The following is a 23,084-nucleotide window of genomic DNA, read 5'->3' as shown; positions in this document are numbered from 1 at the left end:
ATGGGCGGCCGCACCACCATCTCCAGCAGCGAAACCCGCATCGAGGCGCTGAAGCTGCAGAGCAGCGCCCAGGGCGTGACGATCCCCGTCGTCTACGGCGTGAACCAGATCAGCGGCAACCTGATCTGGTACGGCGACTTCAAGGCCGTGCCGCACACCACCAGCCAGTCGGCCGGCAAGGGCGGCGGCGGGGTCACGTCCGAGAGCACCACCTACACGTACTCGGCCTCCGTGATGATGGGCCTGTGCCATGGCCAGGTGAACGGCGTGCCGCGCATCTGGCGCGGCAAGAAGCTCTACAACGGCGGGATCCGTGGGGACCAGTTTGCGTCCGTGCGCAAGGTCTATGACGTGCCGGCCACCGGGCCGATGTTGACCACGCTCGATCCCGCCTTCGCGTCCATCCAGGCCGTGTACGTGAAGATCTTCCTCCTGAAGTCCCAGCTCGCCAACGGCGTGGACTATTCCATCGACACCGACGGCGAGCTCGCGACCGTCAAGATCCTGGACGACAAGTACCGCAGCCTCGCGGTCACGATCGACTACCTGGTCGTCACAAGCGGCACGAAGCAGAACGCGCTTGAAGAACTCGGCCTGAGCTTCAAGACTGGCGCGCTCGGGCAGGCACCGTGGTCGTACCTGCAGGGGGCGAACCCGGCGCAGTCGCTCGGGTACAGCGGCCTGGCCTACGTGTGCGCGAAGGACTACGACCTGGGCGGCTCGGCGCAGGTGGAGAACCACACCTTCGAGATTCAGGGCAGTCTCGCGTACAGCCTGGGCAGCGCGGTGCCCGACGTGGACCCGAGCCGCGCGCTGCTGGATTTGCTCGGCAACGGCCGCTACGGCGCCAACATCGCGAGCGACCGGCTCGACGGCATGCAGGACTGGTCGGACTACTGCGTTGCGGCGGGCCTGGTGATGTCACCCGCGCTGACCGAGCAGATCTCCGCGGCCGAGCTGGTGCAGCTGCTCGGGCGGCTCACGAACACCGCGCCGGTGTGGAGCGCCGGCAAGCTGAAGATGATCCCCTACGGCGACAGCACCGAGGCCGGGCTCGGCCGCACGTTCACGCCCAACACCACGCCGGTCTACGACCTGACCGACGACCACTTCATCCCGAGCCCGGGCGAGCCGCCGGTGAAGCAGGAGCGCAAGAGCCCGGCGGATGCCAAGAACCATTTCCGGGTGCAGTACCGCAACCGGGCCAACAGCTACAACGTCGACGTGGCCGAGGCGAAGGACCAGGCGGACATCGATGCGCACGGCCTGCGCTCGGAAGCCATCCTGAAGGCCGACTGGATCACCGACGGCGCTGTCGCGCGCCTGGTCGCGCAGCTGATGCTGCAGCGCTCGCTGTACGTGCGGGCCACCTACACGTTCAAGCTGCCGGTGAACTTCAGCTTGCTGGAGCCGATGGACCTGGTCACGATCAGCGACGTGGGTCTCGGACTGGATCGGCACCCGGTGCGGATCACGGCCACCGACGAGGAGAACGACGACGGCGACCTGACCATCACGGCCGAGGACTTCCCGGCCGGCGTGGCAAGCGCGGCGATGTACCCGAGCGAGGTCAACGCGGGCTACCTGCACGACTACAACGCGGCGCCAGGCAACGTGGACGCGCCGGTGTTGTTCGAGGCGCCGGTCGGGCTGACGCAGACCGGGCTCGAGGTCTACGCAGCCGTGAAGGGCAGCAGCGCGGCCTGGGGCGGCTGCAACGTGTGGGTCAGCGTCGACGGGCTCAACTACCAGAAGGCCAGCACGTTGCATGGGCCGGCGCGCTATGGGCGACTCGCCACCTTCATCTCGAACGACAGCGTCAGCGTCAACACCAGCGGCCAGCTGATCAGCACCAGCGCGGCCGATGCGGCGGCGCTGGGCACGCTCTGCTACATCGGCGGTGTCGCACCCGAGTACATCGCCTTCCAGAACGCGGCACTGCTGGCCCCGGGCTCCTACGCGCTGTCCGGACTGGTGCGCGGTGCCCACGGCACGCCCCGCACCGGCCACCAGGTCGGCGATGCCTTCGTGCGCGTGGACAGCGCGATCGGCAAGAGCGGTCCGCTCGAGCTGAGCTTCGTCGGCAAGACGATTCACTTCAAGTTCACCAGCTTCAACATCTTCGGCGCGGCCGAGCAGAGCCTGGCCGAGGTGCAGGCCTACGACTACCGCGTGACCGGCGTCATGGCCGCGCTGCCGCCGTCGGCACCGACGGACGTGTCTGCGTCGTTCGAGCCCTTCGGCGTGCGCCTGAAGTGCGCGAAGAACTCCGAGCCGGATGTCGTCGGCTACGAGTGGCGCGTGAGCACCGCGCCAGGCGCAATCTGGGAGAACGCCCAGGTGCTCGAGCAGCAGGGCGGCACCTCGCACCTGTGGGCGGTACAGGTGGCCGGATCCTTCGTGGCCTGGGTCGCCGCGGTCGACGCCTTCGGCAACCGCAGCACGCCGACCAGCGTCGTCGGCACCGTCGCGGCGCCGACGATCTCGGCGCTGAATGCGACCATCGTCGGCACCGACCTGCAGCTCGACTATGCCGGCGTGCCGGGCGCCTTCGCGATCGGCGGCTACGAGCTGCGCTTCGGCGACAGCTTCGCGACGGCCACGGTGGTGGGCGTCTTCCAGATCACCCGGCACCTGCATCGCATCAACTGGGGCGGCGCGCGGCGCTGGTGGGTGGCGGCCGTCGACGTGAAGGGCAACCGCGGCAATGCGGCCTCGGTGGACACCGTCGTGACCGTGCCGGGTGCGATCACCGGCTCGCGGGCCGAGGTCGTCGACAACAACGCGCTGCTGTACTGGGGCGCCCCGACCAGCGGCAGCCTGCCGATCGACCGCTACGAGGTCCGCAAGGGCGCGAACTGGGCGGTAGGCGCCGTCGTCGGCTCGAACGGGAACAGCACCTTCACGGCGATCTTCGAGCAGCAGGCGGGCGTCTTCACGTACTGGGTCGCAGCGTTCGACAGCGCCGGCAACACCGGCACGCCAGTCGGCATCGCGGCCACCATCAACCAGCCGCCCGACTACGTGCTGCGCACGCAGATCCGGTCGACCTTCTCGGGCACCGCGACGAACCTGTTCCTCGAGGACGGCGCGCTGCTCGGGCCGGTGGCGCCGGAGACCTGGGCGCAGCACTTCGAGTCGCACGGGTGGGCCAGCCCCCAGGCGCAGATCGACGCCGGCTTCCCGCTGTACGCAGAGCCCAGTACGACGACCGCGAGCTACGAGGAGACCTTCGACTACGGCACCGCGCTGCCGCCCACCATCGTCACCGTGACGCTGGGCGCCACTGTGATCGCCGGCCAGGTCGAGCGCTCGTGCCAGATCTACACCAAGCTGAACAGTGCAGACGCCTGGACACCCGCCGCCGCGGGCGCCACCAACGTGCTGGCGGGGAGCTTCCGGTACGTGCGCATCGTGTGGACCTTCAGCTGCAGCGCGGGCGCGAACCTGATCCGCATCGCGAGCCTGGACGTGAAGCTGTCCAACAAGCTCAAGACCGACTCGGGGCGCTTCGTGATCACCAACGCGTCCGCCGGTGTTGCGGTGCCGTTCGCGGTGGACTTCATCGACGCGGACACGCCGCTGTGCCAGGCCAACGGCACGACCGCGCTGCTGCCGATCGTCGACTTCCTCGACGTGCCCAAGCCCAGCGGCTTCACCGTCTACCTGCTGAACCCGCAGACCGGCCAGAAGGTCACCGGCTCGGGCAGCTGGACCGCGCGCGGATATTGACGACAGGACCACGGCCCCCTTTCTCTCTTCTTCGTTCATCCACGACAACAACCATTCGACGAACCGACCACCATGCCGATCGACTTCACCAAGCCTGTCACCACCGACCGCTACGACACCGGCGTGCTGCCGCAGATCAAGGCCAACTTCAGCGCGCTGTCGCAGTGGATGGACCCGGCCTACGCTGGCACCGTCACCAGCCCGCCGGCGGGCGCGAAGCGCTTCAGCGGCGGCGTGATCCAGGAGTTCAACGGCAGCAGCTGGGTAGAGAAGGCGACGGGGTACCTGAAGAGCACCGCTCCGGTCAGCTACGGATCCGTGTCGGTGCCGGGCTCGACCAACGGCTATGCCGGCATCCAATTCAGCGACACCGCGAAGCTGTACACGCTGATGGTGAACACGAGCGACGGAGCATCGGGGATCTTTGGAGCGAGTGATGGGCAGTGGAAGTGGTACTTCGACACCAACGGCCAGTTCGGCGGCGGCACGGTCCCGTGGGGCCGAATCACGGGCGCGCCTGCCATCACGGCGTGGGTGCCGGACTACTCGGCCAATGGCAACACCGTGGCGTTGCGCAGCCCCAATGGGTACTTGAATGCGACCTACCTGAACCAGAGTTCACCCAACAGCGAGAACGGACCGATCAGCCAGGTCTTCATCAACAACGGTGGCGACGGCTTCCTGCGCAAGGTGGACCTGAGCTACTTCGGCAACAGCGTGGTGGTGCCCTGGACCAACATTTCCAACCGGCCAGGCTCCGTGTCGCAGTTCTTCAACGACGTGGGCTTCGTGTCGTGGAACAGCGCTCCTGTCTTCGCCGGCCTGGTATATGGCCGCGGCGGTGGCGATGGGCTCGGGCGCATCACGATGACGAACGTGGCTGGCCAGCCGTCGGGCGGCGCGCCGGGCGACATCGTGTTCGTGTACTGACGGGAGGCACGGCCATGGCAGAGATGTGGCGCTACGACGCGGGCGGTGTGGCCCGCAAGGCCCGCGAGGTGTGGCGATACGACGCGGGCGGCGTGCCGCGCAAGGCGCGCGAGATCTGGCGGTACGGGCCTGACGGCGTCGCTAGAAAGGTCTTCAATGGGTCGTTCACGTTGACGGCGTCGGCGGCGACCGTCTTCGGATCGGGCTTCACGTCGACACGCGGGGCGACGGTGCCGGTGACGACCACTCCCGTCACCGTGACCGTACAGAATGGCAGTGGGGTCTACACCATCGCTTGGGCGACGCTGTCGGGGTCGTCGGCGACCCCAATGTCGCCGAACTTGGCGACGACCCAGTTTCGCCGCAACGCTGCTGCGCCGACTACTGTGGGCAAGGCCAACACGCTCAGCGGCGTGCAGCGGTGCACGGTGACGGAAGTGAACACAGGCGAGGTGAAGACCATCGACGTGACGGTCGTGACGGAGCACTGGTACGACTTTTGAAGCCAGCGTCGACAAACGGCCGACTTGCGTTCCCGATCTGAGCTACTCGCTGCCAACATACAGTCCCAATCCTCAGCGCGACTTGATGGCCGCTTCGATCCATGCGGTGAGGTTGTTGGCGATCGTCGAATAGGCAGCTTGGCTGGTTGCGCCTGCAGGCTCGTACAACCTGACCAATGTGCTCAATCTAGCACCGTTCTTTAGCGTCAACTTGTCAAATGGATTGTCCCCAGCGTAGCTCGCTTGGCCTTGCGAGTTCAACAGCTTATTTACGCGAACACCCATCACGGCGATGCCCTTGTTCCAAGACTGGGCAATCTCGTGCCGCACCCAAGGGCGCGACGCTGTCTCTGCGCCAACGAGTACGATCGTGCAAGTTCTGCCGACCAACTGCTGATCGATCCACTTTTCGATCGCCGCATTTCCGCCTTTTTTGACGTCCTCCCACTCGTTGTGCGAAACCGGAGCATTTCCCTCGACCGCGCCGATGTTTCGCACCTGTCCCGCGCGCCAGACATCGTTGAGGAAGTGGAAGCTGTAGAACACTCGACGCTTGATTGCGTTCGTCATTTGGGTCTCCGCGCCTTTCTTGGTGCTTGCTTCGGCGTTCGCTTTGGGCCAGTTATTTCGATGAACCCTGCCATGTACGACAGGTAGTCGATGAAATCGCCGCCAGGCGCGCTCAACTCTGGATACTTCTCGCCCAGCTCCTGTGCTGCACCGCCGGTGGACGTCAGAACTACGACGCCAGCCTTTGGATTCGCGGCACGGAACAGGTCGAATTCGTCGAGGACCCCATCCTTGCCGCCTATGAACACCCCGGCCTCGAAGTCGTTCTTGAACATTTCCTTGCGCATAGCCGAGAGGCTCGACGCTCGGCTTGGGCCGGCGTCCACGAACGTCACGTTGTTGAACAACGCGTTCTCTTCCGGAAACTCATCAGTGAAGAATCGCGACTGGTATAGGTGAACCGTCTTGGCGTAGTCGATGCCGAGGTTCTCGCAAGCAGCCCACATCATCGGTGTGATGGCCGGTTGGCCGCCCCACACGATGCGCCTGTGGCCGAAGACAAGGGCGCATAACGATCGCACCGCCGAATGTATCAACATGGGGTCGGCCGTGGCGCCCCATGGCAGGTCGGTTCTGCTGGGTATGCCAGCGGACAAAAAGACTTGCTTCATGTCAGGGCTCCAAAGCAGCAAGTTCCCAGGCCGCATTTCCCTTGCGCATGAGTCGAGCCGACTTCACTTGGCCGTCCAGCCAGTCCAGGTGGCCTTGAGTTCGTCTGCTCACCCCACTATCGTCGAACACCACTCTGCGCGACCCTTCACCGTCAAGCGACGAAGCCTCGTGAAGATGCTCCGCCGTTGGAACGCCGATCGAAGGATAAATCAGAACCTTGTGTTTGGAGTAGAGCTCAACGACGATCGTGCGCTTCGGCCCGAGCGCAAAGAACCGCCCATCGATCTTCTTTGCTGCAACGATGACCGCGTTGTTCAGCTCGGAGCTTCGCAATGCGATCCCCCGACTTCTCGCCTTCTCGATCGCCAGGCCGGCTGTTTCGAGCGTCGCGGCCTTCAGTCGTTTGCCGTCTGCTTCAAAGTCGGCGGCGCTGAACTGCACAGATTCGGCCGCGTGGCTCCGTGGAGATTGTTTTACACCCGGCCATCCCAAACGGAGGGGCACGAGCGACTTCGCCAGCGCGTGTCCGAACTCTAACTTCGTCCAGCGACTGTCGAAGTAGTTCTCCGTATCCAGCATCACAAGCACATCGGAGTCACTCAGTCGTTGCCACAAGACTTCCTGAAAGTCGTCGCCGGGCGGTACGCCATGGGTGTCCAAGAAAACGTCGAACTTTAAGCTCGACAGATACTCGAAAAGCTGCAGTGCGGCCTCCGTCGATTCGACGCGCTTGTAGCTCAAGAAAATTCGACGCTGACGCGGCATCAGGCCCAATACCTCGAGCGCGACGTTCGCCGCACGAATGAGCGTCTTGTCAGTTTCCGGCAGTTCCAGACCATTGATTGCTCGCAAGCACGCGGGAGTCATCTTGCTAAACTTCTTAAGGTCGGGAACGATGGGCACTATGGGAGTGCCCTCTCGCATCAGTTTGACCAGCGCCCCCTCATCCGGCTTCAAGCCTTCAGCACCGAAGTACAGCGCGACGGAGGCGTAGTCGTTCTTGGGGTCGTAGGCGGCTGGCGCGATGACTTCGATTTCGTTGGCAAGGCCCAGTGGAGCCAACAACTCCTGCAGCGTCGCTTTCATCTGCGCTACAAGCGCTGCGTCCACTGCCCCTAACAATCCGACTTGATAGAGGGCCATGTTCAAAGTCTCCCGGACGAAGTGGTTGACGCATTGCGCAGACATCGCGCGGCAGTGATTCCAGGCTCAGACAACATTCGCTCCCCCGCTTGAGCGTCCGTGATTTTTCGGCGCGGCCTAGGCCCTTGCCTTTACGGCATCCTTTATCCAGCCCTCAATGTTCTCCTTGATGTGGTCGTAGACGTAGGTGCTCGTGGAGTACGGCGGGTCATAGACCTTCCCGGCAACTGCCTCTCCGTCGACCGTCAAGCCTGTGAAGGGGTTGGTTCCCTTGGAGGACTGGTTGCCGGCCGAATCTTTCAAGTTGTGAATGTGAATGGCGAGTACGCCAAATCCGTCCTTCCAGGCCTTCTTGATTTCATGCTTTACCCAACGGCGACCTGCAGTTTTTTCCCCAACAAGGACGACAAGGCACTCTTTGCCCTTCATGTTGTCAGCGATCCATTTCTCAATGGCTGTATCACCCTTCTTCTTGATCTCTTCCCACTTGTTCGAATCGAGCAGCGGCTGCTCCTCGATCGATCCAATTTGCTTCACTTGCGAAACTCGCCAGCTGTCTGCCTTGTAGTGAAAGCTCAGAAAACATTTTTTTGCCATGCTCTAGCTCCTCGAAGGTGATCGGTCCAGGGTGCAGCGAACGGCAACAATCGCAAAACGGAGGGCGGCTGCATACAAGGCATTGTCCCTCCCAGTCTGGCCCCGTGGGGGGTACTGCATCGTCCTTCCTCAATCTTGATGAAGGGCGCGCGGCAGCTAATCGCGCCGGACTTGACCACGAATGTCTCAAGCAATCGCGAATCACTTGACGAGAACCTCGCCGAACGCCCGCGAAGGCGATGTGGCCGACCTAAGCTCTGCCGACTGGTAGTTCGCAATGAGATCAGTCAGTCAGTCGTTTGCTCGAATGAGTGCGGCCAGCATTAGGGCGACGTAGTGATCGCAGTGCGCTCCGGTCTTCTCTGCTCGACTATCGTCGCCGCTGACTGTGGGCTCGATGAATATTGTCATCTTGGGGACTACAAATGGCGCGCTGATCAAACGAGCATGGGCGCATGACCACCCCCGCCTCCACCATGCTGGCCGCCTACTTGCAGGCCGAAACCGATGTACTCCTCGGCAAGGAAGCGCGCCTTGGCGACCGTGTCTTCCGCAGCGAAGACCTGGCCGAGATTCGCGCCGGCCGACAGGAGTGGGAGCGCCGCGTCGCCGCTGAACGCGACCGCGCATCTGGCGCGCCGACCCTCGGAGGCCTGCGCTTCTCCGTCGCGCGTCTCGACTGATGGCCGCTCGCCTGAATCCAGTCGACCGACTCGTGGCCTGGCTCGACCCGCAGCGAGGCTTGGCTCGCCTGCGCAACCGCACGCTACTGTCCCACTACGAGGCTGCTCACCCGAGCACGCAGCGGAAGTTCCGTAAGGACGGCGGCTCACCCAATCACTTGGTCGAGCAGGGCGCCGTGCCGCTGCGCAACCAGATGCGCTACCTCGACCGCAATCACGACCTGGTCGTCGGTGCGCTCGACGTGCTGGTGCACAACACAGTCGGCGCGAACGGTATCGGTGTCGAGTTCCAGCCGAGGCGTCTCAACGGCGAGATCCACGCCGAGTACGCCGCCGCGCTGTCGGCCGCCTGGCGCGACTGGCAGCGCCGCCCCGAGGTGCGCTGGCAACACAGCTACGCGCGCTGCCAGCGCCTGCTCGCCCGCACGCTGTACCGCGATGGCGAGGCCTTCGCACAGCGCCTGCTTGGCAAAGTGCCGGGCCTGGACCATGGCACGGCGGTGCCGTACTCGCTGGAACTGATTGAGCCCGACTTCGTGCCGATGGATTTCAACGAGTCCGCGCGCGGGATCCGCCAGGGCATCCAGCACAACACCTGGATGCGGCCGACCGGGTACTGGGTCAGCAAGACCCACCCGGGCGAGGTCACGACCCTAAAGCCCGACCTCAAGGTCGTCGAGGCCCAGCGCATGCTGCACCTGGCCCACCTTTCTCGCATCGGCCAGCTTCGCGGCGTGACGCGTTTCGCCAGCGTCATCGGCCGCATCGAGGACATCAAGGACTACGAGGAGTCCGAACGCATTGCGGCGAAGGTTGCCGCGATGTTGACTGGCTACGTGAAGCGTCTGGCGCCCGACGGCGGCGGCTACGAGGGGCCGCTGAAGGACGACAACGGCAACGACCTGCCGCGCCAGGTGGGACTGTCGCCGGGCACCATCATCGATACGCTGGCGGTGGGCGAGGAGATCGGCCTCATCGACAGCAAGCGCCCGAACCCGAACCTGATCACCTTCCGCAACGGGCAGCTGCGCGCCTTCGCCGCGGGCATCAGCGCCAGCTACTCCAGCATCAGCCGCAACTACGACGGCACGTACAGCAGCCAGAGGCAGGAGCTCGTCGAGCAGTGGGTCCACTACGCCTGCCTGACCGACGACTTCGTCTCGATGGCTGTGCAGCCGATGGTCGAGGACTTCATCCGCGCGGCGGACCTCTCCAACGTGGTGCCGATGCCGGCGGACCTGAAGTCCGGTACGCACGACGACGTGCTCTACGTCGCGCCGTCAATGCCGTGGATCGACATGGCGAAGGAAGCCACGGCCTGGCTGACGCTGAGCCAGGCCGGCTTTATCAGCGAAGTCGAGGTGATCCGCAAGGCCGGGCGCAATCCCGACACCGTGCTCGAGCAGATCGCGAGCTGGCGCAAGAAGGTCGAGGAGAAAGAACTGCGCTTCAGCAGCGACGTGCGTCACCAGAACGCGAGCGGCCTGCCTAGCCAGCCGAAGCAGAGCGACGACCAGACCGACAACGAAGAGGAGGGCGCCGATGCCGCCGAAGCATGAGCAGCGCAGCCTGAGCGACGCCGACGCGCAGGCTATCGCCGAGCACCTGTCCGCGCAGCTGATGACTCAGCTCGGCGATGAGCGCACCGCGCAGCGCCTGGTCGGCGTGTGGGGCGGCTATGTCGATCGACAGCTCGGACGGGGACTGCGCCGGCTCGCGATGTACGCGGTGATGGCGCTGCTCGGCCTGGGCGCGGTGAAGTTCGACTGGTTCAGCCGCCTGCTCGGCAAGTGATCGAGGCCGCCTCCTCAATGCCCCAAACAATGACAACCACGACGAACACAGCGATGAACTTCGAGACCGCATTCGACCAGGTGCTCGGCAAGGAAGCCGGCTTCAGCGACGACCCGCGTGACAGCGGCGGCCAGACGAAGTACGGCATCACCGAAGCGGTGGCGCGCGCCTTCGGCTACACCGGCCCGATGAATCTGCTCGGTCTCGACCAGGCCAAGGCGATCTACCGCAGCCGCTACTGGGACGCGCTACTGCTCGACCAGGTCGCGAGCGCAGCGCCGGCCGTGGCCGGTGAGCTGTTCGATACCGCGGTGAACCTGGGCACCGAGCAGGCGGCCACCTTCCTACAGCGCGCGCTGAACGTGCTGAACAAGGAAGGAAGCTGGTATCCCGACGTGAAAGCGGACGGACGCATCGGCCCGATGACGATCGCGGCGCTGCGGGAGTACGTGCGCCGCCGCGGCGCCGAAGGGCAGGTGGTGCTGCTGCGCGCACTCAACGCGCTGCAGGGGGCCTTCTACGTCGAGCTGGCCGAGCGCCGCGCGAAGGATGAAGCCTTCGTCTACGGCTGGCTGCTGAACCGCGTGGAGATCTCGATTGCTGCAGGAGGCAAGGCCTGATGGACCCGATCAGCACCGCATTCGCGCTCGCGCAGTTCGTGCCGGGCATCCTGAAGTGGATCACCGGCAGTGATCAGGCCGAGCAGGCCGCCAGCAGCGTGATCGACATCGCCAAGCAGGTGACCGGCAAGGACAGCGGCCAGGCCGCGCTGAGCGCGATCCAGGCCGATCCTGTCGCGTTACTGGCCTTCCGCCAGGCGGTGATCGCCGCCGAGGCCGATCTCGACAAGGCCTTCCTCGCGGATCGACAGGACGCCCGCAATCGCGACGTGCAGCTCGCCCAGCTCGGCAGGACGACCAAGCGCGCGGACCTGATGATCGTTGGCGACGTGGTGGGCATGCTGGCCTGCCTGTCGGCGATGGTCTTCGTGACCTGGCTGGGCGTGACCAAGGGCGGGGACGTGAACCCGCTGATCATGGCGCTCAACGGCCCGCTAGGCATGCTGACCCAGCAGTTCGCCAACGGCCTACGCGACGCGCATCAGTTCGAGTTCGGATCAAGCCGAGGGTCGGCAGAGAAGACCGAACTCCTCGCGCGGGCGCCGGCAGTGAAGTAGGCGCCGGGCGCCATTCCCGGGCAGTGCAGGCGTCTGCACAGCCTCAAAAAAAAGACAGGGCGACCGCCGTTGTGTTGGAGCACTCCGGCGGCCACCGAACCCACAGACGATTCCTGTGAGCCCAGCCAAGGCCCTGCCACCTTCCGGAGGCGGGGCGCAGTGTACCCACACCCTTACTGGAGCCTCATGGCCAACCCCATCATTCCCTGGATCGGCGGCAAGCGACGCCTGGCCGATCTGCTGATCCCGCGCTTTCCCGCGCACAAGTGCTACGTCGAAGTCTTCGCGGGCGGCGCCGCGCTGTACTTCCTTCGCCCGCCGGCAGACGTGGAGGTCATCAACGACATCAACGGCGAGCTGGTGAACCTGTACCGCGTGGTGAAGCACCACCTCGAGGAGTTCGTGCGCCAGTTCAAATGGGCACTGTCCAGCCGCGAGGTGTTCAAGTGGATCCAGGACACGCCCGCGGAGACGCTGACCGACGTGCAGCGCGCCGCGCGCTTCTACTACCTGCAGCACCAGTGCTTCGGAGGCAAGTTGCAGGGGCAGACCTGGGGCACGGCGACGACGGCGCCGCCGGTGAACCTGCTGCGCATCGAGGAGCAGCTCAGTGCCGCGCACCTGCGCTTGGCCGGCACCTTCGTCGAGCGGCTGCACTGGAAGGCCTGCATCGAGCGCTACGACCGGCCGCACACGTTCTTCTACCTGGACCCGCCGTACTGGCAAACCGAGGGCTACGGCGTGCCGTTCCCGTTTGAGGAATACGAGGCGATCGCCCAGGCCTTCCGCACCTTGAAGGGCAAGGCGATGATGAGCATTAACGACCACCCGGACATCCGGCGGTGCTTCGAGGGCATGCACATGGAGTCGCTGGACATCGCCTACACGGTGGGCGGCGGAGGCAAGGCGGTCGACCGGCGCGAACTGGTGATCTGGAGCTGGGATCAAGCGGCCGAGCCAGCAGGGCTCTTCTAGCTCATTCGGCCGGTATGCCACCGTGGCCTACCGGCCGTACCCACCACGCCTGCGGTATGAGCGGGTCGATCGGCCCCCGACTCTTCATGTCGACGTAGGCGCCGACGATCATGATCCCGCCTTTGCGAATCGCCCGGATCTTCGCGTGGTGCAGCAAAGGCATCATCGCTCCGACGGTCGGAGGCGCTTCATCCAGCGCTCGAAGCGCCGCGAAGCCCGGCTCGTAGATGAGGTAACCGAACACTGGCTTCTCGGCGCGCACCTGGTCGCGCGGGCGCTTCCGCCCTTGGCCGTCCCTCATTTCGATTACTGCAACCTTCATACTGTACATTTATACAGTATTTGGCCCGGTACATTTTGGGGATGTGCACCCGCTATGTCTCTCCGGAGGATGCCGCCATCGAGCGGTTCTTCCACATCGGCAGGCGCGACGCCTGGCGCGGGCCGCGTCGTGAGATGTTCCCTGGCTACGTTGGACCCTTCATCCGTCCGGCGAAAGACATCACCGAGCCGGTGCGCGAGCTGGTGGCTGGCCAGTGGAACCTGATCCCATGGTTCGCCAAAGAGCCGAAGCTGAAGTTCGCCACCTGCAATGCGAGGTCCGAAGAGCTCGCGGGCAAGGCCAGCTACAAACTGCCGTGGGCCCGCGGGCAGCGCTGCATCATCCCTGCGGAGGCGTTCTACGAGCCGAACTGGGACACGGGCAAGCACATCCCTTGGCGGTTCAAGCGCGCCGACGGCGACATGTGGGCGCTGGCCGGCATCTGGAACGCGTGGGTCGACAGGGCCTCGGGCGAGATCCACGAGAGCTACACGATGCTCACGATCAATGCCGACGGGCACGCGCTGATGGGACGCATGCACAAGCCAGACCCGAAGCGGCCGCCGCACATGCAGGACAAGCGCAGCGTTGTGCCGATCGCCTTGGCCGACGTCGATCACTGGCTCTTCGCGTCCGTTGACGAGGCGAAGAAGCTGCTCGTGCTGCCGGCGGTGGAGCTGTTCGACGCCAGCCCGGCGACGGCGCCGTCGCCACCGTCTGCGCAGGTGGATCTCGCGGATGAATGACAGCCGGCGCCTGTTCATCGGCCTCATGGCTGACGAGAGCATGCGCGACGCGGTGGAGGATCTGCGGTCGACCTGGCTGTGGCCGGCCGGCGCGCGCATGGTTCCGCGGCACAACCTGCATCTCACGCTCAACTTCCTCGGCGATGTGGAGATGCTCGACGAGGCCAGCTTGGTCGAGGCGTTGAGCGAAGTGATCGTGCCCGAGCTGCAGCTGAAGTTCAGATCCACCGCGGTGTGGCACGACGGCGTCGTCGTACTGCTGGCGGAGGGAAGCGCCGAGCTGGACGCATTGCAGCAGTCGACGTCAGCCGCCGTGTCGGCCGCCGGGGTCGAGATCGATCCGCGATGGACCCCGCACGTCACGCTGGCCCGCCACGCGGCGGCTGTGCATGCGCCGGCGGAGATTGCGGCCCTCGTCTGGGCCCCGCAAGCGATGTCGCTGGTGTGGTCGCGGCGCGAGGCCTCTGGCTATGAGGTTGTGCGATCGTGGCCGGCGGTCACAGGTCCGGATCTCCATCGAGATTCACCAGACGGAAGTTGATCGAGGGCGTGTCCGTGGTCCTGCCGTAGCAGCCGGCGCGCAGGAGGTCCGGAACCTCGTCCCATAGCTCGGCCGCGTCGAGCTGCGCGTCGGTGAGTTGACCCTCATCCGGGAACCCATCGTCGTCCCAGCGCTCGCGCGCCTGCGCGGCGAGCGCGGCGGCGTAGGGCGACAGTCCAGCGTCCGCGAAGAACTTCAACACCGACGCCACTGCGCGTGCGATGCGCACCGGCGATGCCCCCGGCGCTTGGACCTCGAATGTGTACTGCACCTGACGATGGTATCGCTGGAGGCGTGGTCAACCCTGGCTACCACTTGTCCTCATCGAAAAGGTCTTCTGCGATCCACGGCCAGCGCTGGTGCCGCGGCAGGCCTTGGCCGCGCCGCAGAGGCGGGCTGAAGCGCGTGGTCGGTCGACGGTGTGGTGGCCTTCGGTCGGCGCCCCCGCCGTTCGGCCTCGCGTTGCTGTTGCGCAGTGTGTCCTCGGCTGTCGGCCCGGGACACGACGATCTTGATTCGTCCATGGGTGTCCTCCTGGTGATCAGGCACCGCCCGGCGATGTGCCGACCGGCTTGCTCGCGAAGATTGCGTCCGGAGCACCGACCTTCAAGAGGCTCGGGCGCATCTCAAGCATCCGCAGGCGGTCACGGAGCGCGCGAGCTGGTGGCCAAACCACTGGATATTAGGCAGCGCCCAATATCTCCCTAATATTCCAGCCCAACGACAAAGGGCCCGCATCGCTGCGGGCCCCGTCAATACTGGCTCCTCGACCTGGGCTCGAACCAGGGACCTACGGATTAACAGTCCGGCGCTCTACCAACTGAGCTATCGAGGAATTGAGCCTCAGATTATAGACAGAAAAAACAGGTGTTCTGGCGGGCGGCTCACAAATCTATCTGGACCGACGCACGCACCGTGCGCGGCGCGAGCGGGTAGAGGTACACGTGCCCGAACTGCAGCGGCGATTCCTTCCAGGCGCGGCGGTCGCTCAGGTTGTCGACGCCGACCCGCCAGGTCAGCGTGCCGACGCCGGCCAGCCGCTGCTCGTAGCGCGCCGCCGCGTCGAAGCGCGTCCAGCCGGGGATCGACAGGCTGTTGTCCTGCAGCACCATCCGCTCGCCCTCGTGCACCGCGCCGGCCGAGAGGTTCAGGCCGGTGAGCAGCGGCACGCGGTAGCTCACGTTGAGCTTCAGCGTGCGGTCCGGCACGTTGACCGGCCGCTTGCCGTTCAGCGTGGTATCGCTCGTGACGTCTTCGACCCGCGCGTGCAGCCACATCGCCGCCCCCTGCAGCGTCCAGTCGCCGACCGACCACGCGCTGTCGGCTTCGAGCCCGCGGTGGCGCTGTTCGCCGTCTTCCTGGTGCGTGCAGGTGTTGCCGACGGTGTCGCTGGCGCAGTCGGAGCCGACGTCCGCAAAGCGCGGGCGCACGATGTCGAACACCGTCAGGCCCCAGCTCAGGTCCGTCGCCGTGCCTTTCAGGCCCAGTTCCATCTGGCGGCTCTTCAATGGCGCCAGCGCCTGCCCGGCGTTCGTGTAGCGCGCGCGGTTCGGCGCCACTTCCGACTCGATGCCCTGGCCCCAGCTCGCATACGCCAGCAGGCCCGGCTGCAGCGCATGGCTCAGCGCGAGCCACGGCGTCGTGAACGAATCGGTGTACGAGACCGGCTCGCTGCCGTCGGTCGCGATGCTCTCGCGCTTCAGCTGCGTGTGGCGCAGGCCCAGCCACGCGCTCCAGGTCGGCGTCAGCGTGATCGCGTCGCGCACATACAGCTCGGTGTTGCGCTCGTCGCGGTTGGTGTTGGCGGCAGTCAGCTCCGGCGCCGCCGGCGTCACCAGGCTGCCGTCGATGTTGCCGACGCCGGCGTAGTTGTAGGCCTGGCCCTGCAGCCGGCTGCGAAAGCGCGACAGCAGCACGCCGGTCTGCAGCTCGTGCGCGATGCCGGCGGTGGACAAGCTGCCGCGCACGCCCAGGTCGAGCGCGTCGGTGGTGCGGCGCTCGTTGTCGCTGCGAAAGTCGTAGAGGTCGAAGGTGCCGTCGCTGCAGTAGCGGTCGTAGTTGCCTTCGGCGCCGCAGCCGTAGGGGAAGGCCAGGCGGTCGTCGCTGGTCAGGCGCTGCGTCGCCAGGTGCGCCACCGCACGCCAGTCGGCCGACAGGCGCTGCTGCCAGCGCAGCGAGGCGGTGTCGCCATCGAGCACCACCGGCTGCGACCACGGCTGGTTGTTCAGGTTGGTCCGCGGGTCGTAGGCCGATGCATCCGGCAGCCGGTTGCCCAGCAGGCTCATCGCCGGCACGCTGGGCTGGCTGCGGTGGCTGGTCTCGAACTCGGCCTCGAGCAGCGTGTCGGGCGTCACGCGCCAGTCGCCGGCCACCGCCAGCAGCTGGCTGTGGCCATGCAGGTCGTGCGTCTGCGGGTCCAGCTCGTCGGACTGCGCGTTGACGCGCAGTCCGAAGGCCTCGCCTTCGCCGAAGCGCTGGCCGATGTCGACGCCACCGCGCCAGGTGTGGCTCTGTCTCCACTCCAGTGCCGCCGAGCGCACCGTGCCCTCGGGGCGCTTGACGACCAGGTTGACCAGCCCGCCCGGCGCGCTGGTGCCGGCCTGCATGCCGCTGGCGCCTTTCAGGATCTCGATGCGCTCCTTGTTGGCGAGCGGCAACGAGGTCTCGGCGTTGATCGGCAGGCCGTCGCGGCGGAAGTTGAAGCGGTTGTCGGTCGCGAAGCCGCGCACCATCAGCGTGGTCCAGTAACCCTCTGAGTTGTAGGCATCGCCGAGGCTCGCATCGAAGCGCGTGATGTCGGCGAGGCTTTGCACGCCGGCATCCTTCATCGCGACGCCGGTGACCACGGTCGCCTGCAGCGGCAGTTTCGACAGCGGCAGCTCGCCGAAGCCGCCGATGGTGGCGATCGCGTCGGGCGCGCGGCCGGTCACGGTGACCGGCGGCAGCGTCTGCGGATCGATGGAGGCGGATTGCGCATGCGCACCGAATGCGGATGCAATGCCCAGGGCCAGCGGCGCCAGGGCAGGGGACTTGCAAGAACGGAATGCCATCGTACTTCCCGGGTTGGCGATGGCAGGTCGGCGCAGCCGCGACAGCGAGGAGTGATCCGCGGCACGACGCTTCCCTGCGCGAGGATTACCTCAGGCCGACAAGACAAATCTGTCAGCCCGTGGCGCGCCTGCGACAGCGCGCCACCGATCAGGTTCAAAGGGACTCTCTCAGCCGGTCACGCGAACGTGGCCAGCACCCCTAGCGAAGCCCGCCGGGTGAGCGGCGGGCGCACGGATTTTGCACCATTTGGGAAACGAGGCTGGGTAATTGGTTGCGGGATCGTTGAACGTTGAGCCGACGAGGTGACGCAGCGCTGCTTGTCTTTCGCTCGGCTGCCGATGAGATGGCGATCGCCAGCTGCGATCGCGTCGTGAGCCAATGTCTGCAACGCAGCAGTTGCTGCCGGTCGGCCGGGGGACTTCGGAATGTCCGCTCACCGCGGCAATGCTGACGCTGAGACACGCCGTCGGCAACGCTGGACTCAGCTCGTCAAGAAACAACCTCTTGACGCTTCACACCTAGATCGTGGAAGTCGAGATGACAGCGCGCCCTCAACTGGGTTTGCGGAAGCGGTAGATGATGCGGTCAGTCTTTCCGCGAATCGCGGGATCGAGCGACAGCTTCGAATGATCGTCGGCGGGGTTGCGCAGCAGATCGGACTCGGCTTCGAGCTTGAACCCCGCGCGCTCGAAATCCGCGCGGAGCACCGCCGGGTCGATGCGGTGGAGCTTTCTGACGACCGCGCGCGTGTCGCCGCCGGGCGCGGCGACATGATCGACGACGCCGACAATCCCGCCCGGCTTGGTCGCCGCGAAGATTTTGGCGAGGAACGCGTGCGGGTCCATCCGCGGAAACTGGAACTGTTCGTTCTCCCAATAGGTGTCGTGATAGACGAGGTGCATTAGCACAAAGTCGAAGCTCGCAGGGTCGAGCGTCAGATCGGCGGCGGTGCTCGAGATCAGACGGGCACTGGGAACGCGCGCGATCAGGCTGGCAAAGTTCTTCTTGCCTGCATCGTCGAGCAGATTGGCGGGCTCCCACGCGACCACCGCACCCTTGGGGCCAACCGCGCGGCCCATGATCTCGGCGTAATAGCCGACGCGCGTGAACGGGGCCGTGGTCCCGGTGAACAGGTCGAGCGCGCGGTCGCCCTGTTCAAGCCCGAGAAACTTCAGCACCTCGACGGGCTTGCGGCTTTCGTCGAGCGCGACCGCCTCGGCCGGCCTCCCGGGAGCGGCGACGGCCGCCCGCACATCGGCGGGAGCGGCTTGGACTGTCGCGATGGCCAGTGGCGCGGCGAGTATTAGCGAGAGCAGGAGCGGCTTCAGAATACGCATTTGGTTTTCTCCGATGGTGACGATCACTGGAAGACGAAAGCGTCCACCGGACTCAGTCCGGAATGATGACCTTGTAGATCTTCCCGGGCTTGAGCCCATTTGCCCAAGCCCGATGAATGCCACTTCCATGTCCATCTCCTTATGCGTCGACCAGATTGGCAACGTGCGCGACGAGGCCGGTTTGGCCCGGCGCAACATGGTCGGCCATGGTGTGGCGATCGGGGAAGTCGCCGCCGTTTTGCGAACGGAAGCGAATCGGCTTGTCAATGAATAGCCCGGCAAGACGCACACGCCATGCTGCCTTGATCGCGTCCATTTCCTCCGCCGTGGAAACGTGACCCGCGCCATAGACCGCGTGTGTCGGGAGCACGTCCATGCCGGGGTAGAACAGTGCGCCGTGGGTGAGCGGAAAGAGGAGTTGATCGATCGGGCCGTTGATGCCGCGCGGACCATAGTCGGCGGCCGGCCCGCCCGCGATGACATTTACCAGCGCCCGCTTGCCCTTCAGGATGCCGTCGCCAAAGCGATATTCATTGGTGCCGTTCTTGTACCCGTAGGCGAAGCCAAAGGCATAGACACGATCGATCCAGCCTTTCAGGATGGCCGGCAAGCCATACCACCAGAGCGGAAACTGCAGGATCACCGCATCGACAGCGAGCAGCTTCGCCTGCTCCGCGGCGACATCCGCTGTCTGCTGGCCGGTTGCATAGGCATGACCTGATTCCATGATGTACGAAAGCCGCTCAGGATTGGTCCTGCTCGGAAAGTCCTCTGCATCGAAGACGGCCTTCCAGCGCATGCCATAGAGGTCAGACTGAATGACTTCGTGCCCCTGAGCGGCAAGGGCTTCGATCGAGACGTCGACCAGTTGGCGCGTCAGCGAGGTCGGCTCCGGGTGGGCGTAGACGATGAGAACTTTTTTGGCCACGGTGCGGCTCTCCAAGCGGTTTGCAATGACTGCATCGTGGCCTTTGTCGCCGTATATGTGAAATCGATTGTGTTCTACCTTACTATCCAAGCCATGGATAATGGACGTCTCGATCTCAATTTGCTGCTGACTCTTGAAGCCCTCCTGGCCGAGCGGAATGTGACAAAGGCGGCCGCGCGACTTCACCTCAGTCAGCCAGCAGTGAGCGCACAGTTGAGCCGCCTTCGGGATGTGTTCGACGACCCCCTGCTTATCCCGGCCCACCGCGGGATGACGCCTACGGCCAAGGCGCTCGACCTACTCGGCCCGCTGCGAGAAGCGCTGGATCAACTGCGAATTACCTTCCATTCCCACAAAGACTTCTCGCCGACGCGAGGGAAGCTGACAGTCACGGTTGCGTGCACGGACTACGTGCAGGCTGCGGTCCTGATGCCGTTCGCGGTGGCGTTGAGGGAGCGCGCGCCTGGGGTGCGCCTCGCCATTCGCCATTGGGACCCTGCTTCGATGGAGCAACAGCTAAGTCGTGGCGAGATCGACTTGGCTATCACCACGCCCGACCCCAGTCACGTGCATCTGCGAACCTGCCACCTGTTCACGGAGACCTACGTCCTCATCGGTCGGCGAGGTCATCCAAGTCTCAGGTCCGGACTTACGGCCGAAGAGTTCGTGAAACTGGAACATGTGATCGTGTCACCGTCGGGCGGCGCCTTCACGACGCCGATCGACGAGGCGCTGGCAGCGCTTGGGCTCAGACGCCAAGTCGTTATGTCGGCAGCGTCCTTCCTCTTCGTCCCCGAGATCGTTTCGTCCAGCGATCTTGTCGCCCTTGTGCCGAGGCGGCAACTGCGAAGCCAGGCGGACCGACTCGTCTTGGTCGATATCCCTTGGCTTTCGGAGCAGTTCGACATCAGCTTGATTTGGCACGAACGCAGCCACGGACACGCTGGCCATCGCTGGATTCGGGATCTGGTTGTCGAGGTCGCTGCTGACGAAGGCAAAGGCGTGCGCATGCCGGATTTAGCCCGAGCAGGCGGGGCGACTAAGGCCGACAGAATGTCGGCTTAAGGCACGGCGACAACGCGTGGCCGTCACGTTTGTCGCCGCTGCAATGAAGGGTTGAGGCTTGACGCACAGGCCGTAGAGAGCCGAGCGTTCAGTGCCGGCAACCGCTCGACACCTTAAGACGGGCTGGCTGATGTGCAAGGACTACAGGGCCGACCTGGATGGCATCGGCTATCTCGTGGTCTTGTTTGCAATCTCGTCCAGCATGATCTGGTACAGGATGCGTGCGCTGAGCTGCAGGTCTTCGATCGGGGCGCCCTCGTTCAAGCCGTGGTAATTGATCGGTGGCCCGAACGCCAGGGTGAAGAGCGGGCCGGCCGCGACGAGATTGACCTGCCCTTTTGCGTCGGTGCCCCCGCCGATGGCCGCCAACGGCATCGGCGCGCCCACCGCCCGCTCATAGGCACCGCTGATCCGTTGGAACCGCGGACTCTGCGGGTCGCGCACGTCGGGTGACGCGGCGTTCACGGTCGTCACCGTGACGGCCTGACCCGGCCGGTCCTGCTGAAAGCGGTTGACCAGTTGTTCGAAGGCATCGGGGAAGACGCTGGTGCCTGGCAACTGCCCCTCGGACTTGCCGTCCCACGCCACGCCGTGATGGCCGAGGGCATAGCGGATGTCGAGTCTGAGGGCCACGTCTTGGGGGCTGGTCGTGACGCGCGTCAGCGCGTAGGTCGTCCCGTTGCCTTGCTCGAAGACCTGATCGTGGCGTTCGAGCAGGTCGGGATGCTTCTCGCCGAAGACTGTCGTGCCCCAACCCCAGGCCATGAACTGCAGCATCCGCCCGACGCCGTTCGGCGCGAGCGTCGCGTCGTCCACCAGGTGGGCGAGGAAGTTCGCGAGCGAGACGACCGGGCTCGCTCCGTTCGCGCGGTTCTCATCCGGCACCGACCCGTGTTGCGCGCCGAGGACCTTGGTGGTCAGGACCACCGCCTTTGCGTCGCGCGAAACCTCGAGCGGCGCGCGCCGATACAGCGGATCGTCGAAGCCGTATTGCTGGTAGAGATTGGCGACGTTGGCCGCCAGGCGGTCGAGCGCGGCCTCATCGTTGCCGTTGATGCGCGCGGTCACCGTGTCCGGGATCTGATTGGTGGCTCCGGGGGCGCTGTTGAATGCCTCGATGAAGATGCCGTTGCTCGGCGCCGGGCCGAGCGGGACGGTGAAGATCGGCCGCTCGATCCCCTTCTCCGCGCGGACCGTCCAGACCGCATCGAAGACAATGCCGAAATCGGGCACGCCGACCTCCTGGAAGTAGTACGCGGTCGAGAAGTCGGTCTCTTCGGAAGTGTCGAAGATCAGTTCGACCGTCAGCCCGTCGAGTGCGTTGGTTCCGTCGTAACGGTTCGCCAGTGCTCGCATCACGATGAGCGCGAGGACGGCTGGCCCCTTGTCGTCCGCCGCACCTCGGCCCACCAGGAAGGGCTGTGCCGCGCCGCGGTAGTCACGCGCCTCGACCCGCGGCTCGAAAGGCCGCCAATCCGCATTGCCGGGGGGCACGGTGTCCAGATGCGCAAGGATCGCGACCTTCTTCGGCCCGCTGCCGAGACGGAACCCGAACACCCATTGGGTCTGGGCCGGGCCCGCCCGGCGCCACTCGAACGGCTCGAGCTTCAGCGTGCTCTGCCCCCGGTTGAACTCCTGGGCCAGCCCCATGAGGTAGTCGCGCGAGCGCGTCAGGTTCTCGACCACCAACTGCTCGCTTTGCGGGTCTTCCGTGCGGTACGTCTGCAGCGTGACGAGCTGGCTCGTCTCGGAGACGAACTGCTGCGCCAGCGTCCGCTCCAGGTACGAGCGGGTATCGTCGCCATCCGAACTGCCGCAGCCAGCGAAGAGCACCAGGGCAGCGACGGCCAAGCGACCATGATGCACAAGGTCGCGTTTGATGCAGCTAAGCGTAGACATGGGAACCTCCGCCGTGTTCACGTATCGTGCCGATCAAACCCCGACGGCTCAGGGCGGTATGCATCGCCATCGCGATCTCCTCTCGTTGCTGTGGCAAAGGATCGTGGGCAATCCGTGTGCCACGACGGTGGAGGGCCATCCATCGCCTCTTGGCGATGACGATGTTGGCCAGCCCGTACAGCGCGAACAATTGCGCTTCGTTCTTCGCCGGCCCCTTGTAGCGAACCTTGCCAGTCACGCCCCCCTCGAGATCGACAAACAGGCATGCAGTCCCTGTTCATTCCCGTTGCAAGCGGCAGTGTTGAGCAAGCCCTGCTTGCCGCGACACACTTGCTTGGGATAATGTCCTCCCGCGCCCATGGGGGCCCTTCGTTCTGAAACCTGTCAACCTAGGGTCCCCGCTTTCCGCTCGTCGCCTGCCTTGCGGCAGGCGAACTTGTTGCGGGGAGGACAATGAACGAGATTTACCTGCGCCGGCG

Annotated in this window: 23 protein-coding genes and 1 tRNA gene; 12 read left to right on the top strand and 12 right to left on the bottom strand. The window is 65.1% G+C overall.

The window, feature by feature from the left end:
• The 3 genes from FHT26_RS27360 (at position 1) to FHT26_RS27350 (ending at position 5,165) form a co-directional block, all read left to right on the top strand.
• Positions 1 to 3,732 carry a phage tail protein gene (locus tag FHT26_RS27360; protein WP_168563245.1) on the top strand — a complete coding sequence of 1,244 codons (3,732 nt, stop codon included), beginning with the start codon at positions 1 to 3 and terminating at the stop codon, positions 3,730 to 3,732.
• A 72-nt stretch (positions 3,733 to 3,804) separates the two neighbouring features.
• Positions 3,805 to 4,662: a hypothetical protein gene (locus FHT26_RS27355; protein ID WP_168563244.1), complete on the top strand. Its 858-nt coding sequence runs from the start codon at positions 3,805 to 3,807 to the stop codon at positions 4,660 to 4,662.
• Positions 4,663 to 4,676: 14 nt separating this feature from the next.
• A complete protein-coding gene (locus FHT26_RS27350) occupies positions 4,677 to 5,165 on the top strand; it encodes a hypothetical protein (protein ID WP_168563243.1) in 489 nt (162 codons plus the stop codon).
• 72 nt (positions 5,166 to 5,237) lie between these two features.
• Here FHT26_RS27350 and FHT26_RS27345 read toward each other — a convergent pair whose 3' ends face one another.
• The 4 genes from FHT26_RS27345 to FHT26_RS27330 all read right to left on the bottom strand — a co-directional run bounded on the left by FHT26_RS27345 (position 5,238) and on the right by FHT26_RS27330 (position 8,087).
• The gene (locus FHT26_RS27345) at positions 5,238 to 5,735 is read right to left on the bottom strand and encodes a TIR domain-containing protein (RefSeq protein WP_210427625.1); all 498 of its coding nucleotides are present in this window, start codon (positions 5,733 to 5,735) and stop codon (positions 5,238 to 5,240) included.
• Positions 5,732 to 6,346 carry a Thoeris type III anti-phage system protein ThcA gene (thcA, locus tag FHT26_RS27340; RefSeq protein WP_168563242.1) on the bottom strand — a complete coding sequence of 205 codons (615 nt, stop codon included), beginning with the start codon at positions 6,344 to 6,346 and terminating at the stop codon, positions 5,732 to 5,734. The genes FHT26_RS27345 and thcA overlap by 4 nt, the downstream gene beginning before the upstream one ends.
• A 1-nt stretch (position 6,347) precedes the next feature.
• Positions 6,348 to 7,490 carry a Thoeris type III anti-phage system protein ThcB4 gene (gene thcB4, locus FHT26_RS27335; protein ID WP_168563241.1) on the bottom strand — a complete coding sequence of 381 codons (1,143 nt, stop codon included), beginning with the start codon at positions 7,488 to 7,490 and terminating at the stop codon, positions 6,348 to 6,350.
• A gap of 117 nt (positions 7,491 to 7,607) precedes the next feature.
• The gene (locus tag FHT26_RS27330) at positions 7,608 to 8,087 is read right to left on the bottom strand and encodes a TIR domain-containing protein (RefSeq protein ID WP_168563240.1); all 480 of its coding nucleotides are present in this window, start codon (positions 8,085 to 8,087) and stop codon (positions 7,608 to 7,610) included.
• A 455-nt stretch (positions 8,088 to 8,542) separates the two neighbouring features.
• Between FHT26_RS27330 and FHT26_RS27325 the strand changes: the two genes are divergently transcribed.
• The 6 genes from FHT26_RS27325 to FHT26_RS27300 all read left to right on the top strand — a co-directional run bounded on the left by FHT26_RS27325 (position 8,543) and on the right by FHT26_RS27300 (position 12,716).
• The gene (locus tag FHT26_RS27325) at positions 8,543 to 8,770 is read left to right on the top strand and encodes a DUF6148 family protein (protein WP_168563239.1); all 228 of its coding nucleotides are present in this window, start codon (positions 8,543 to 8,545) and stop codon (positions 8,768 to 8,770) included.
• 32 nt (positions 8,771 to 8,802) lie between these two features.
• Positions 8,803 to 10,329: a phage portal protein gene (locus FHT26_RS27320; protein WP_349238235.1), complete on the top strand. Its 1,527-nt coding sequence runs from the start codon at positions 8,803 to 8,805 to the stop codon at positions 10,327 to 10,329.
• Entirely contained in the window at positions 10,313 to 10,564 is a 252-nt protein-coding gene (locus FHT26_RS27315) for a hypothetical protein (protein WP_168563238.1), read from the top strand. The genes FHT26_RS27320 and FHT26_RS27315 overlap by 17 nt, the downstream gene beginning before the upstream one ends.
• Positions 10,565 to 10,617: 53 nt before the next feature.
• Positions 10,618 to 11,184: a glycoside hydrolase family 108 protein gene (locus FHT26_RS27310; RefSeq protein WP_168563237.1), complete on the top strand. Its 567-nt coding sequence runs from the start codon at positions 10,618 to 10,620 to the stop codon at positions 11,182 to 11,184.
• Positions 11,184 to 11,741 carry a hypothetical protein gene (locus tag FHT26_RS27305; RefSeq protein ID WP_168563236.1) on the top strand — a complete coding sequence of 186 codons (558 nt, stop codon included), beginning with the start codon at positions 11,184 to 11,186 and terminating at the stop codon, positions 11,739 to 11,741. Before FHT26_RS27310 ends, FHT26_RS27305 begins: the two co-directional genes overlap by 1 nt.
• A 186-nt stretch (positions 11,742 to 11,927) precedes the next feature.
• Complete coding sequence (locus FHT26_RS27300; RefSeq protein WP_168563235.1) at positions 11,928 to 12,716, top strand: DNA adenine methylase; 789 nt, start codon at positions 11,928 to 11,930, stop codon at positions 12,714 to 12,716.
• Between the two features lies 1 nt (position 12,717).
• On the opposite strand, the gene FHT26_RS27295 is transcribed toward FHT26_RS27300, so the two are convergent.
• Positions 12,718 to 13,038 (bottom strand): hypothetical protein, encoded by a 321-nt coding sequence (locus tag FHT26_RS27295; protein ID WP_168563234.1) that lies wholly within the window; start codon positions 13,036 to 13,038, stop codon positions 12,718 to 12,720.
• Between the two features lie 41 nt (positions 13,039 to 13,079).
• Between FHT26_RS27295 and FHT26_RS27290 the strand changes: the two genes are divergently transcribed.
• Complete coding sequence (locus tag FHT26_RS27290; RefSeq protein WP_168563233.1) at positions 13,080 to 13,784, top strand: SOS response-associated peptidase; 705 nt, start codon at positions 13,080 to 13,082, stop codon at positions 13,782 to 13,784.
• A complete protein-coding gene (gene thpR / locus FHT26_RS27285; protein ID WP_168563232.1) occupies positions 13,777 to 14,325 on the top strand; it encodes an RNA 2',3'-cyclic phosphodiesterase in 549 nt (182 codons plus the stop codon). Before FHT26_RS27290 ends, thpR begins: the two co-directional genes overlap by 8 nt.
• On the opposite strand, the gene FHT26_RS27280 is transcribed toward thpR, so the two are convergent.
• From FHT26_RS27280 to FHT26_RS27260, 5 genes are all read right to left on the bottom strand, one after another.
• The gene (locus tag FHT26_RS27280; protein ID WP_168563231.1) at positions 14,282 to 14,596 is read right to left on the bottom strand and encodes a hypothetical protein; all 315 of its coding nucleotides are present in this window, start codon (positions 14,594 to 14,596) and stop codon (positions 14,282 to 14,284) included. The two genes, thpR and FHT26_RS27280, sit on opposite strands and share 44 nt — an antisense overlap.
• Positions 14,597 to 15,084: 488 nt before the next feature.
• Positions 15,085 to 15,160, bottom strand: a tRNA-Asn gene (locus FHT26_RS27275).
• Between the two features lie 49 nt (positions 15,161 to 15,209).
• Positions 15,210 to 17,375, bottom strand: coding sequence for a TonB-dependent siderophore receptor (locus FHT26_RS27270; protein ID WP_168563230.1), 2,166 nt, complete (start codon positions 17,373 to 17,375; stop codon positions 15,210 to 15,212).
• 552 nt (positions 17,376 to 17,927) lie between these two features.
• On the bottom strand, positions 17,928 to 18,740 hold the full coding sequence (locus FHT26_RS30570) for a class I SAM-dependent methyltransferase (protein ID WP_210427624.1): 813 nt from the start codon (positions 18,738 to 18,740) through the stop codon (positions 17,928 to 17,930).
• A gap of 112 nt (positions 18,741 to 18,852) precedes the next feature.
• Positions 18,853 to 19,641 carry an NAD(P)H-dependent oxidoreductase gene (locus FHT26_RS27260; protein ID WP_168563229.1) on the bottom strand — a complete coding sequence of 263 codons (789 nt, stop codon included), beginning with the start codon at positions 19,639 to 19,641 and terminating at the stop codon, positions 18,853 to 18,855.
• A 36-nt stretch (positions 19,642 to 19,677) separates the two neighbouring features.
• On the opposite strand from FHT26_RS27260, the gene FHT26_RS27255 reads away from it, so the two are divergent.
• Positions 19,678 to 20,706: a LysR family transcriptional regulator gene (locus FHT26_RS27255; protein WP_349238234.1), complete on the top strand. Its 1,029-nt coding sequence runs from the start codon at positions 19,678 to 19,680 to the stop codon at positions 20,704 to 20,706.
• Positions 20,707 to 20,874: 168 nt separating this feature from the next.
• Here FHT26_RS27255 and FHT26_RS27250 read toward each other — a convergent pair whose 3' ends face one another.
• Both FHT26_RS27250 and FHT26_RS27245 read right to left on the bottom strand, forming a co-directional pair.
• Positions 20,875 to 22,605 carry a M20/M25/M40 family metallo-hydrolase gene (locus tag FHT26_RS27250; RefSeq protein ID WP_168563228.1) on the bottom strand — a complete coding sequence of 577 codons (1,731 nt, stop codon included), beginning with the start codon at positions 22,603 to 22,605 and terminating at the stop codon, positions 20,875 to 20,877.
• Positions 22,592 to 22,843, bottom strand: coding sequence for a hypothetical protein (locus FHT26_RS27245; protein WP_168563196.1), 252 nt, complete (start codon positions 22,841 to 22,843; stop codon positions 22,592 to 22,594). Before FHT26_RS27245 ends, FHT26_RS27250 begins: the two co-directional genes overlap by 14 nt.
• Positions 22,844 to 23,084: the final 241 nt, after the last annotated feature.

This window comes from Rhizobacter sp. SG703, assembly GCF_012275445.1.
Classification (GTDB): domain Bacteria; phylum Pseudomonadota; class Gammaproteobacteria; order Burkholderiales; family Burkholderiaceae_C; genus Rhizobacter.
Note: the sequence above shows the minus strand (reverse complement) of the source record. Positions and strands in the feature narration are given on the sequence as shown.